Origin of the sequence: Thioclava indica (assembly GCF_000714545.1) — a bacterium.
Classification (GTDB): Bacteria; Pseudomonadota; Alphaproteobacteria; order Rhodobacterales; family Rhodobacteraceae; genus Thioclava; species Thioclava indica.
Map to the genome: position 1 here is coordinate 1 of NZ_AUNB01000024.1, position 10,734 is coordinate 10,734.

Annotated in this window: 12 protein-coding genes, 2 tRNA genes and 3 pseudogenes; 15 read left to right on the forward strand and 2 right to left on the reverse strand. The window is 59.0% G+C overall.

Going from position 1 to position 10,734, the window contains the following annotated elements:
• The first annotated feature begins 92 nt into the window (after window positions 1–92).
• Genes DT23_RS08785 through DT23_RS18805 form a run of 3 tightly spaced genes read left to right on the forward strand, consistent with a single transcriptional unit; the run spans window position 93 to window position 2,768 of the window.
• Complete coding sequence (locus tag DT23_RS08785; RefSeq protein ID WP_038130524.1) at window positions 93–587, forward strand: hypothetical protein; 495 nt, start codon at window positions 93–95, stop codon at window positions 585–587.
• A 33-nt stretch (window positions 588–620) separates the two neighbouring features.
• Window positions 621–1,190 (forward strand): hypothetical protein, encoded by a 570-nt coding sequence (locus DT23_RS19450; RefSeq protein WP_156023896.1) that lies wholly within the window; start codon window positions 621–623, stop codon window positions 1,188–1,190.
• 24 nt (window positions 1,191–1,214) lie between these two features.
• Window positions 1,215–2,768 carry a recombinase family protein gene (locus DT23_RS18805; RefSeq protein ID WP_063139684.1) on the forward strand — a complete coding sequence of 518 codons (1,554 nt, stop codon included), beginning with the start codon at window positions 1,215–1,217 and terminating at the stop codon, window positions 2,766–2,768.
• On the opposite strand, the gene DT23_RS08805 is transcribed toward DT23_RS18805, so the two are convergent.
• A tRNA-Thr gene (locus DT23_RS08805) sits at window positions 2,758–2,832 on the reverse strand. The genes DT23_RS18805 and DT23_RS08805 overlap by 11 nt on opposite strands.
• 287 nt (window positions 2,833–3,119) lie before the next feature.
• Between DT23_RS08805 and murA the strand changes: the two genes are divergently transcribed.
• From murA to DT23_RS20000, 12 genes and pseudogenes are all read left to right on the forward strand, one after another.
• Window positions 3,120–4,388 (forward strand): UDP-N-acetylglucosamine 1-carboxyvinyltransferase, encoded by a 1,269-nt coding sequence (gene murA / locus DT23_RS08810; RefSeq protein WP_038130531.1) that lies wholly within the window; start codon window positions 3,120–3,122, stop codon window positions 4,386–4,388.
• Between the two features lie 52 nt (window positions 4,389–4,440).
• Window positions 4,441–4,917 (forward strand): DUF2948 family protein, encoded by a 477-nt coding sequence (locus tag DT23_RS08815; RefSeq protein ID WP_038130532.1) that lies wholly within the window; start codon window positions 4,441–4,443, stop codon window positions 4,915–4,917.
• Between the two features lie 174 nt (window positions 4,918–5,091).
• Window positions 5,092–6,402, forward strand: a complete 1,311-nt coding sequence (gene hisD, locus DT23_RS08820; protein WP_038130533.1) for a histidinol dehydrogenase — start codon at window positions 5,092–5,094, stop codon at window positions 6,400–6,402.
• The gene (locus DT23_RS08825) at window positions 6,402–6,878 is read left to right on the forward strand and encodes a UPF0262 family protein (RefSeq protein WP_038130534.1); all 477 of its coding nucleotides are present in this window, start codon (window positions 6,402–6,404) and stop codon (window positions 6,876–6,878) included. The genes hisD and DT23_RS08825 overlap by 1 nt, the downstream gene beginning before the upstream one ends.
• Before the next feature lie 3 nt (window positions 6,879–6,881).
• The gene (locus tag DT23_RS08830; RefSeq protein ID WP_038130536.1) at window positions 6,882–7,334 is read left to right on the forward strand and encodes an arsenate-mycothiol transferase ArsC; all 453 of its coding nucleotides are present in this window, start codon (window positions 6,882–6,884) and stop codon (window positions 7,332–7,334) included.
• A gap of 214 nt (window positions 7,335–7,548) precedes the next feature.
• Window positions 7,549–7,767, forward strand: a complete 219-nt coding sequence (infA, locus tag DT23_RS08840; RefSeq protein ID WP_010397442.1) for a translation initiation factor IF-1 — start codon at window positions 7,549–7,551, stop codon at window positions 7,765–7,767.
• A 9-nt stretch (window positions 7,768–7,776) separates the two neighbouring features.
• A complete protein-coding gene (locus tag DT23_RS08845) occupies window positions 7,777–8,349 on the forward strand; it encodes a Maf family protein (RefSeq protein ID WP_038130539.1) in 573 nt (190 codons plus the stop codon).
• Window positions 8,346–9,380 (forward strand): ribonuclease E/G, encoded by a 1,035-nt coding sequence (locus tag DT23_RS08850; protein WP_038130540.1) that lies wholly within the window; start codon window positions 8,346–8,348, stop codon window positions 9,378–9,380. The genes DT23_RS08845 and DT23_RS08850 overlap by 4 nt, the downstream gene beginning before the upstream one ends.
• A complete protein-coding gene (locus tag DT23_RS08855; RefSeq protein ID WP_038130541.1) occupies window positions 9,377–9,568 on the forward strand; it encodes a DNA gyrase inhibitor YacG in 192 nt (63 codons plus the stop codon). The genes DT23_RS08850 and DT23_RS08855 overlap by 4 nt, the downstream gene beginning before the upstream one ends.
• A gap of 100 nt (window positions 9,569–9,668) precedes the next feature.
• Window positions 9,669–9,744: transfer RNA gene (locus tag DT23_RS08860), tRNA-Phe, on the forward strand.
• A gap of 164 nt (window positions 9,745–9,908) precedes the next feature.
• Window positions 9,909–10,034 (forward strand): annotated as a pseudogene (locus DT23_RS20395) (IS3 family transposase); the annotation flags it as partial.
• 169 nt (window positions 10,035–10,203) lie between these two features.
• Window positions 10,204–10,402: pseudogene (locus tag DT23_RS20000) on the forward strand (hypothetical protein); the annotation flags it as partial.
• Window positions 10,403–10,428: 26 nt separating this feature from the next.
• On the opposite strand, the pseudogene DT23_RS19000 reads toward DT23_RS20000, so the two are convergent.
• Window positions 10,429–10,695 (reverse strand): annotated as a pseudogene (locus tag DT23_RS19000) (DDE-type integrase/transposase/recombinase); the annotation flags it as partial.
• Between the last annotated feature and the right edge of the window lie 39 nt (window positions 10,696–10,734).

Consider the following 10,734-nt stretch of genomic DNA (forward strand, 5'->3'; position numbering starts at 1 on the left):
CCCTCCGGTAAACCCGGGGCGGTTCACTTCAGGCTAGTGCTGACCTCGAAATTTATCTTGGCGGTGGTATCTCAGATTTGGAAACCGCGCGAATGCTGAGCGCTAAGCTCGGCAACCAGACTTTGGAATTGGACGACCATCTGACCCAGCAGCGCGCGCAGCGCTCCCGTAGGGAGGCCGTTCGGGAAGCCATCTTTGGAGGTGGCGACCCCTTAAAAACGGGATCGGCTTTGCGGGCGCTCGATTATGAGCAGCAACACAAGCGCAAGCTCTCTCGGCCTTTGCGTACGCCAGAAGAAATTCTCGGTATGTCGCAAAACCAGTCGCTCGTCATGCCATCCGGCTATGGCATTTCTCCCTTCATGGCCGACAAGACGCCATACTATACCAACGCGGCCTACACAGGTCTTTACGGCCCGAATCCGTATTTTGACCGCGACTTTAGCAGCGTCAGCATACCGGGCCGCTGGGGCGGCAGGTCCAGCCTCCACGTGATCCATGAGGCTGTGCCAGCAAGTCATGCGCACCTGCCTCAATACAAGCTTGGCGAATGGAGCTTCATCGAAGGCCATCGCCCGAAACCATAATCCCAACTCCTACCTTAAATAAGAAAGCATCCCATGACTGAACAAACCAAAAATCCGCCTGAAACCCGCAGAATTTGTGGTGATAGCATAAAATATGCTAAACTGGAAAAAGATGGAGCAATTGCGGCAAGCAACGTCCGCAGCGATACCCAAGCTCCTGTTTCAGAGTGTTCACAAGAAATCGCGCATCCGCGTGTAGCGGATGATTGCAGACGCGCGCCTGCACACCACCAACTTATGGAGGTTGCAGAAATGGTGAATAATGAAAATGGCCACGGCTTTGATGGGGCTCCCGTTCTTGCTGAGGCCCTCGGCATGGCGCTGGAAGTCGCGCCGAAGAAGATGCTTCAGGTCGATATAGCAAAATATCAGGCTTGGCTCGATGATCCTGATTTGTCTGAAGAAAACAAAGAACAGATCATCCGGTCAATTTGGCAGATTGTCATGTGTTTTGTGGACCTTGGCTTCGGCGTAGTGCCCTTGCAGGATGCATGTGGACAAGTGCCCGAAGGTGAAGGTTTCTGCGGGACAGCCAAGCAAGTTGTGGTAAAGTCAAAGGCACACACCTTGAGCGAAAAGTTTAACCTGATTGCAGGCTCTTGAGCCCCGCATTGCAAAGGAGGATTCATGAGTAATGTGCAAAAAATCGAAGGGGAAGCACATGCGGCGCTGATTTACTGCCGCGTGTCCTCGGTCAGGCAAAGGACCGACGGCGGCGGACTAGAATCTCAGGAGAAGCGGTGCCGATCCTACGCTGAAAGCCATGGGCTCAATGTGGAGGCCGTGTTCCCCGACGATGTATCCGGCGGCGGTGACTTTATGAAGCGCCCCGGCATGGTAGCGCTTTTGAGCTATTTGGATGCACAGCCAGGCAAATCCTATGTGATTGTTTTTGATGACTTGAAGCGGTTCGCGCGCGACCGAGAATTTCACTGGAAACTAAGACAAGAGCTTGCCGCGCGCGGCGCGGTGCCCAAGTGTCTAAATTTCAATTTTGAGGATACGCCTGAAGGCGAATTCATTGAAACGATCATGGCTGCGCAGGGCCATCTTGAGCGCGAACAAAACCGCCGCCAGGTGATCCAGAAAATGAAGGCACGCGTTGAAAGCGGCTTTTGGGTATTCCGCGCGCCCGTCGGATATAAACGCGTTTCCGCCAAAGGAGGCGGCGGCAAAGTGCTTGTACCCGACGAACCTCTGGCGTCCAGCGTCCGTGAAGCTCTGGAAGGATACGCCATTGGGCGTTTCGCCACGCAGTCCGAGGTTAAGCGCTTCCTTGAGCGTGATCCATATTTTCCGAAGGACCGCAAAGACGGCTCTCTTCGCCCCATGACGGTGACGCGCCTGCTCAAGAAGGTTGTCTACGCTGGTCATGTCGAGGCTCCCAAATGGGGCGTCGCGGTTCGTGAGGGCCAGCATGAGGGGCTCATCTCATTCGAGACATATCAGCGTATTCAGGATAACCTGGAAGGCAAGAAACGCGCTCCAGCTGCACGGAAGGACTACAACGTCGATTTTCCGTTGCGTGGATTCGTGGCCTGCAATTCCTGCGGCAATCCCATGACGGCGGCTTGGTCGACAGGAAAGTATCGGCGTTACGCTTATTACCGTTGTGAAACACGAGGCTGCGACGAGAAGAGCAAGTGCATCCCGCGCGCAAAGCTCGAAGACGGCTTTGAGGACATCCTTAAGAGCCTGACGCCTTCGCAGAAGCTCTATGGTCTGGTCAAGGCGATGTTTGCTGACGCTTGGGAAATGCGCGCCCAGCAAGCGCACGCTGCGAAGGGCGAGTGGAAACGCCAGCTAAGGGATGCCGAGAAGCAGGTCGAAGAGCTGATCGACCGCTTGGTTGAAACAGACAACCGGACGGTCGCCAAGAAGTTCGAAGAGCGTATCGACAAGCTGGAACGTCAGAAGATTGTGCTGGCTGAGAAGGCTGAGAAGAAGGTGCCAAGTAAGGCAAGGCTGGAGGAATGTATGGAACTCACCCTAAAATTCCTCTCAAGCCCCTGGAATATTTACAAAAATGGTAGTCATGCAGCAAAGCAAACAGTGCTTAGATTGGCCTTTGCAGAGCCGCCGAGATACTGCCGAAATGAGGGGTATGGAACTCCGAAAACAACCTTCCCCTTCAAGGTGTTAGGGGATTTGACAGGCATAAATGGAGAAATGGTGCTGTGAGGGAGGATTGAACTCCCGACCTCGTCATTACCAATGACGCGCTCTACCACTGAGCTACCACAGCGCCGGTATATGTCGCTTCCGACCGTGGCGGGGATTTAGACTCAATCGCGCTATGGTGCAAGGGCAAATCTGCCCTCTCTCTCGACAGGATTTGCCTTGCAGGGTAAACGAGGCGCCATGACACAGGATCGCAGCGATATATCCAGGGGTAAAGGCGCGCCCAAACCCAGCCGGGAAGAACGCCTGGCCGAGGCCTTGCGCGCCAACCTACAAAAGCGCAAGGCACAGGCGCGTGCGCGTAAGAACGATGCGGCGACATCGCAAAATGACAAGAATGAGGGCAGTTGAATGGACAGTATCATCGTGCGCGGGAATGGCCCGCTTAAGGGTCAAATTCCGATTGCGGGGGCGAAAAACGCCTGTTTGGCGTTGATGCCCGCCACGCTGCTGAGTGACGAACCGTTGACGCTGACCAATGCGCCGCGCCTGAGCGATATCCGCACGATGACCGAATTGTTGGCATCTCTCGGGGCCGAGGTGACGGCGCTGCAAGAGGGCAAGGTTCTGGCCGCGTCGTGCCATGGCGAGATAAATCCGGTCGCCGATTATGATATCGTGCGCAAAATGCGCGCCTCGAATCTGGTGCTCGGGCCGCTGTTGGCGCGGCTGGGCCATGCCGTCGTGTCGCTGCCCGGCGGCTGTGCGATTGGCGCGCGCCCGATGGATATCCACGTCGATGCGCTGAGCGCGCTGGGCGCTGAAATCGAGCTGCGCGATGGTTATCTGCATGCCAAAACGCAAGGTGGGCTGAAAGGCGCGGTGCATGAAATGCGCTTTGCCTCGGTAGGCGCGACGGAAAACTTCCTGATGGCGGCGTCGCTGGCCAAAGGCTCGTCCGTGCTGAAAAACGCCGCCCGCGAACCCGAGATCGTTGATCTGGCGAACTGCCTGCGCGCGATGGGCGCGCAGATTGAGGGCGATGGCACAGACACGATCGAAATTCAGGGGGTGGACCGGCTGCACGGCGCAACCCACCCCGTCGTTGCCGACCGAATCGAGCTGGGCACCTATATGCTGGCCCCCGCGATCTGTGGCGGCGAAGTGGAATGCCTTGGCGGGCGCATCGAGCTGATCGAGAGCTTCTGCGAACGCCTTGATGCCGCAGGCGTCTCGGTCGAGCAAACCAAGGCGGGCATCAAGGTCAGCCGCAAAAACGGCCGCATCCGCGCGGTTGACGTGGTGACGGAACCCTTCCCGGGATTCCCCACCGATCTTCAGGCGCAGATGATGGCGCTTTTGTGCACCGCCGAGGGCACCAGCGTTCTGGAAGAAAAGATCTTCGAGAACCGCTTTATGCACGCCCCGGAATTGCTGCGCATGGGCGCCAATATCGAGGTCCACGGCGGGCACGCGACGGTGCATGGCGTCGACAAGCTGCGCGGCGCGCGGGTGATGGCGACCGATCTGCGCGCCTCGGTCTCGCTTATTCTCGCGGGGCTCGCGGCAGAGGGCGAAACGATGGTTAGCCGGGTCTATCACCTTGATCGCGGCTATGAGAGGGTCGAGGACAAGCTGAGCGCCGTGGGCGCGCATATTGAACGTGTGAAGGGCGAGTGATCGCTTTGCGGATGTAAGACGTAAGCCGATCACAGCGCGAAAGGGAAAACGGATGGTAGATGCACGTTTTGAGGATGGCGGAGAGGGCGCAATGGCGCTGCGCGCTGAAACGCAGGCCGATCTGTCGGTGATGGCCGCATTGGTGCAAGACGCGGTTCTGCCGATCACCGAAATCGTCTGGGAGGCCAAGGCCCGCCGTCTCGCGCTTCTGATCAACCGCTTTCGCTGGGAAGATAAGGCGCAAGCCGAAGCCGAGAGGCGCGCCTACGAACGGGTGCGCGCGCTTCTTGTGGTCTCGGATGTCACCCATGTGGCAAGCCAAGGCATTGATCGCGCCGACCCAGACCTCGTGCTCTCAATCCTTGATATCGCTTTTGAACCCGGTCAAGACGGGGCAGGGCGTGTCGTCATTACCCTCGCAGGCGACGGGGCCATTGCCGCTGATGTCGAATGCCTGGATGTCGACTTGCGCGATGTTGAGCGCCCCTATCGCGCGCCTTCGGGAAAAGCGCCCCATCATCCCGACTGAACCGGTTTCATCTGGCCGGAAATACTCCCCGCGGAGCGTCCAGCAGAAGGTTCGGGAGCCTCCGGCGGGAGTATTTCGAGCTAGATGAAACGGGAAAACGCACCGAAAATCGGGGCGGCGCTTGCGGGGGCGGGCGAGACTGTCTAATTCCGAAGGCGGATAAGGAGACGAGTGATGGTGCAGTTTCTTGACACGCGTGAAGACGGGTTTGCGGCCCAATTCCAAAGCCTCTTGGGTATGAAGCGCGAAGACAGCCCCGATGTGGATGCCATCGTGGCCGATATTATCGCGGATGTACGCGCGCGCGGGGATGCGGCATTGATTGAGCTGACCTCCAAATTCGACCGCTTCGATATAACCGCAGATCGGCTCGCATTTTCCCTTGAAGAGATCGCAGCCGAGATCGCGAAAGTTCCGCCAGCCGAGCGCGCCGCGCTGGAACTCGCGGCAGAACGTATCCGCGCCTATCACGCCCGCCAGATGCCCGAGGATCAGCGTTGGACTGATGCGGCGGGCGCGGAATTGGGCTGGCGCTGGGGGCCGGTCAGCGCGGCGGGGCTGTATGTGCCCGGCGGGCTGGCGAGCTATCCCTCATCTGTTTTGATGAACGCGATCCCTGCCAAGGTTGCCGGGGTTGAGCGGTTGGTTGTCGTCTGCCCGACGCCGGATGGCGTGGTCAATCCGCTGGTGTTGCTGGCGGCGCAGATCGCGGGGGTCGATACGGTTTACCGCGTCGGGGGCGCGCAGGCGATTGCGGCGCTGGCCTATGGCACGGACGCCATCGCACCGGTTGATAAGATCACCGGCCCGGGCAATGCCTTTGTTGCCGCAGCCAAGCGGCGGGTGTTCGGGCGCGTCGGCATCGACATGATCGCGGGGCCGTCAGAAATTCTAGTAATCGCAGATGGTACGGGCGATCCCGACTGGATCGCGCTCGATCTGCTTAGCCAAGCCGAGCATGACGAAAGCGCGCAGGCGATTTTGATCACCACGGATGCGGCTTTCGGCGATGCGGTGAGCAAGGCCGTCGAGGCGCGCTTGCAAACCTTGCAACGGCGCAAGATCGCAGGCGCAAGCTGGCGCGATTTCGGCGCGGTGATCGTGGCGCAGGATCTGGCCGAGGCCGCGACCCTGTCCAACCGCGTCGCGCCCGAGCATCTTGAACTCTGCGTGGCCGACCCCGACGCGCTGGCAGAGCAAATCACCCATGCCGGCGCGATTTTCTTGGGTGCCTATACGCCCGAGGCAATTGGCGATTATATTGGCGGGCCGAACCACGTGCTGCCCACGGCGCGCTCGGCGCGGTTTTCAAGCGGGCTATCGGTGATGGATTTCCTCAAGCGCACGACACTTGCGAAAATGACGCCCGGCGCGCTGAAGGCGATTGGCCCGGCAGCCGAGACGCTGGCGATCTCGGAAAGTCTAGAGGCGCATGGGCTGAGCGTGCGCGCGCGTCTGGATGCGCTCAATAAAGGAGAGCTGTGATGGCCCGGATCAGCCAACTCGAACTGGATACCGGCGGCATGCCCGCGCCCTCGCCCGAGATCGAGCAAGAGCGCAAAGTTGCCGTGTATGACCTGCTTGAAGACAACAGCTTTGTGCTACCCGGGCGTGACGGTTCGCCCGCACCCGTTGGGCCTTTTGCCCTGACCCTTGGGGTGCGCGACCGGCGCCTGGTGTTTGATACGCAAACCGAGGACGGCCAGAAGGTTGCGGAATTTCACCTGTCGTTCGGCCCGTTCCGGCAAGCGGTAAAGGATTACTTCCAAATCTGCGAAAGCTATTTCGAAGCGGTAAAAAAACTGCCCCCCAGCCAGATCGAGGCCATCGACATGGCCCGGCGCGGGATCCACAACGAGGGCGCGCGAATTTTGCAGGAACGTCTTGAAGGCAAGGCCGAGGTCGATATCGACACCGCCCGGCGGCTGTTCACCCTCGTCGCCGTTTTGACGCCGAGGTAAGGGATGGGCGCGCTTCCCTCATCGGTGCTGTTTGCCTGCGACCATAACGCGACACGCTCGCCTATGGCCGAAGGCATGATGAAGAAATTCTACGGCACCGATGTTTATGTCCAATCCGTAGGTGTGAAGGCCGATCTGGAGATTGACGGGTTCACAATCGCTGTGATGGCTGAAATCGAGGTGGATCTGGAGCGTCACCGTTCGCGCTCTTTTACCGAATTGCAGGAATGGGGCGATGATCTATCGGCCTTTGATCTGGTCGTCGCGCTCTCGCCTGCGTCGCAACGTCAAGCATTGGAATTAACGCGGTTTTTTCATCTCGACGTAGAATATTGGCCGATCTTTGACCCGACCGGAATCGGTGAGAGCCGCGACGCCAAACTGGCCGCCTATCGCGATACCCGCGACCAGATCCGCAAGCATCTCATCGAGCGCTTTGGCCCGCCGCGTATCTAAAGCGCGACTCAGTGCGGGTGCAAACCGATCTGTCACAGGTTTTTGGTGTGCAAGCCCCTGTAAACACGGCCTCAAACGCGCTTTTTTCGGCCAAACAGGCTGGTTCTGACGCGAAAACCCCGACACCGGCCGACATTACGCTTGAATTTTCGCCCATCCGGGCGCATTTAACGCTCGCCCGCATTTTTTGCGGATTTTCAAATACGGAGTGACCATGGCCAAGGAAGAAATGCTCGAATTTCCCGGCGTCGTTAAGGAACTCCTGCCTAACGCGACGTTTCGGGTCGAGCTGGAAAACGGCCATGAGATCATCGCGCATATGGCAGGCAAGATGCGCAAGAACCGCATCCGCGTTCTGGCAGGCGACAAGGTGCAGGTGGAAATGAACACCTATGACCTGACGAAGGGTCGCATCAACTACCGCTTCAAGTAAGCGGGTCTGTTGAAACTTATTCTGGGATCGGCAAGCCCGCGTCGGCGGGAGCTTTTGGCCCAATTGGGTCTGGAGCCTGCTACCCTGCGCCCTGCTGATATCGACGAAACCCCGATCAAAGGCGAGGCCGCGCGCGATTACGTTGCGCGCATGGCACGCGAAAAGGCGATGGCGCTAGAGATGGCCTTTGATGAGGTCATCCTGAGCGCCGATACCACCGTGACCTGCGGTCGCCGCATCCTTGGCAAACCCGAGGATGACAAACAGGCGGCAGAGTTTCTGTGGCTGCTTTCGGGGCGACGCCATCATGTGCTGACTGCCGTGGCCGTGCGTAGCGCTGATGGGCTGCGCGAACGGCTGGTTGATACGGTGGTGAAATTCAAACCGCTCAGCAATGAAGACGTGAACGGCTATCTGGCAAGCGGCGAGTGGCGCGGCAAGGCGGGTGGCTATGCGATCCAAGGTTTAGGCGGGGCCTTTGTGCCGTGGCTGCAAGGCAGCTACACGGGCGTTGTCGGCCTGCCCTTGGCCGAGACCGCAACGCTTTTGGCCGCAGCCGGTATCAAGAGAGAGAGCGCATGATTGGACGGGTCGTCTTGCTGGATCAGATCGCGGGTCGTGAAGCCGCTGCGCTGATGGTCGATGGGCAGTTGGAAGATTTGCTGATTGATCCCGGTGTGGCGCTGGCCCCCGGTGCGATCTGCCGCGGCGTGATCGGGCGTCAGATGAAGGGGCAAGGCGGCGTGTTCGTCGATCTGCCCCAAGGCGCGCGCGGTTTCCTGCGTGAAGTAAAGGGGCTTAGCCCCGGTCAGACCGTGATCGTGCAGGTCTCGGGGGGAACCGAGCCCGGCAAGGCGCTGCCCGTCACGTTGCGCGTGCTGTTCAAGTCGCGCTTTGCAATTGTGACTCCCGGCGCGCCGGGGCTGAATATCTCGCGCCGGGTTCGTGACGAGGACACGCGCGAAACCCTGCAAGCGCTCGCCGAGGCTGAAATGGCAGATGCGCAGGCCGGTTTGATCCTGCGCTCGGTTGCCGCGCATGCGGATGGCGATGAAATCACCGAAGATATCGTCGCGATGCGCGCTCTTTCTGAGGCCGTGATGGCCGATCTCTCGGGTGCGCCGGAATTGCTGGTTGATGCGCCCAGCCCGCATGAAGAGGCGTGGCGCGACTGGGCCGATCCCGCCCCTGATGAGGTGATCGAGGGCGGATTTGATGATCACGGCGCGACGGATGCGATCGAGGCGCTGTTGCAGCCGCGCGTCGAGCTAACGGACGGTGCGCATATGATGATCGAACCCACCCGCGCCCTGATTGCCGTGGATGTGAACACCGGCAATGACACCTCTCCGGCGGCGGGCCTCAAGGCTAATATCGCCGCCGCGCGCGCCCTGCCGCGACAGTTGCGTTTGCGCGGCTTGGGCGGTCAGATCACCGTCGATTTCGCGCCGATGCCCAAACGTGACCGCCAGCCGCTCGAACAGCAGCTCCGCACCTCGTTCAAAGGCGAGGCCGAAGCGTCACTGGCCGGCTGGACCCCGCTTGGCAATTTTGAGTTGCAGCGTAAACGCGATCGTGTTGCGTTAAGGTCTCTGCTTGGGGACGCGCTATGAGTTGTCCGATCTGCGCCAAAGAGTCTGATCCGAAATACCGCCCGTTTTGTTCCAAACGCTGCGCCGATGTCGATCTGGCGCGCTGGCTGAACGGATCCTATGTCATCCCCGGCGACATCGCCGAGGAAGAAGAACGCGCCCCCACCAACCCAGACGACTTGCAGGGCGGCGCGCAAAAGCCCCACTGATCCGCGCAACGCCCGCGCGGTTCAATTTTCTAACAAATCCCTCTGGACAGCCTCCCCGCCCTGATTTAGTAACCGCCCAGCAAGGCCGAAAGGCCAGAGTGCCCGAATAGCTCAGTTGGTAGAGCAGCGGATTGAAAATCCGCGTGTCGGTGGTTCGAGTCCGCCTTCGGGCACCACTTTTATCAAGGAAAAATAGTATCTTAAAGTGGCTGCCGTTTCTGCACCTCTTGGCTTCAAGTCCCGGGACTGCCCAGGGGCTGCAAACTGGATACTAGTAGCCCCCGTAAGTTGAATCGCGCGGGTTCGTCGGAGACCATCAACTTAGCTAAGGATGATGGTTATTACGAAAAGCAAAATGGCAAATCGCTACTCACCTGAGATCCGCGCACGAGCAGTCAGGATGGTGTTTGAGCATCAAGGCTCCTACGAAATGCAGGCGGGCGCGATTGCAGCCATTGCATCGCGCTGCCTACTGAAGCGATGATCGCCTTTATTCGCGGCCCTCTCGCGTATGTTTACATGCGCGAGAGGGGAAGATCAGCGCGTTGTTTACGGCGTCGAGTCGATCTGCAGGGGTCTGACGATCGCGCCATCCACTGACCGGCAGGGATCTGCACGCAAATCCCGAGAGGGGTCAGGGACCGTGGCGCAACATGCAGCATCTGGAAATGGCCACACTCGGATGGCCTTATGGCGATGCAAGCATCGCCTACCGGCTAATAGGTCGATTGGTTCAACAACCGCCGGCGACTTGAGCCCATCGGAAACATCCCGCCAGCCGAGGCAGAAGAGACCTTCGATGCACAGCGCGACGTGCTCGATATAGTCGCGTGAAATGAAGCTAAAGGTCTCCGGTAAAACCGGGGCGTTTCATCCTGTCTGTTCATTGACCCGCGCAACAGGCGTTTAGCAGCGTTCTTATCGTGCCCACGTTGAAGAATCTCATCCAACAGAACGCCATTCTGATCGACGGCGCGCCACAGCCAGAACTCCCTGCCTTTGATCTTCACGATTCATCGCCGGATGGCCTCGTACGAGGCATCAATTCCTCGTTCCAGAAACATCTCTTCAACCTCACGAAGACTGAGCTTGAAGCGACAATATAGCCAGACAGCATGAGTAATGATTGCTGGCGGACGTTTCCTCCCGTGCGATGACGCTTTCGA

Coding starts and splice junctions, on each gene's coding strand:
- murA (WP_038130531.1), top strand. CDS start 3,120: ATGGACAGTATCATCGTGCGCGGGAATGGCCCGCTTAAGGGTCAAATT.
- DT23_RS08855 (WP_038130541.1), top strand. CDS start 9,377: ATGAGTTGTCCGATCTGCGCCAAAGAGTCTGATCCGAAATACCGCCCG.
- infA (WP_010397442.1), top strand. CDS start 7,549: ATGGCCAAGGAAGAAATGCTCGAATTTCCCGGCGTCGTTAAGGAACTC.
- DT23_RS08825 (WP_038130534.1), top strand. CDS start 6,402: ATGGCCCGGATCAGCCAACTCGAACTGGATACCGGCGGCATGCCCGCG.
- DT23_RS08850 (WP_038130540.1), top strand. CDS start 8,346: ATGATTGGACGGGTCGTCTTGCTGGATCAGATCGCGGGTCGTGAAGCC.
- hisD (WP_038130533.1), top strand. CDS start 5,092: ATGGTGCAGTTTCTTGACACGCGTGAAGACGGGTTTGCGGCCCAATTC.
- DT23_RS08830 (WP_038130536.1), top strand. CDS start 6,882: ATGGGCGCGCTTCCCTCATCGGTGCTGTTTGCCTGCGACCATAACGCG.
- DT23_RS19450 (WP_156023896.1), top strand. CDS start 621: ATGACTGAACAAACCAAAAATCCGCCTGAAACCCGCAGAATTTGTGGT.
- DT23_RS18805 (WP_063139684.1), top strand. CDS start 1,215: ATGAGTAATGTGCAAAAAATCGAAGGGGAAGCACATGCGGCGCTGATT.
- DT23_RS08785 (WP_038130524.1), top strand. CDS start 93: ATGCTGAGCGCTAAGCTCGGCAACCAGACTTTGGAATTGGACGACCAT.
- DT23_RS08815 (WP_038130532.1), top strand. CDS start 4,441: ATGGTAGATGCACGTTTTGAGGATGGCGGAGAGGGCGCAATGGCGCTG.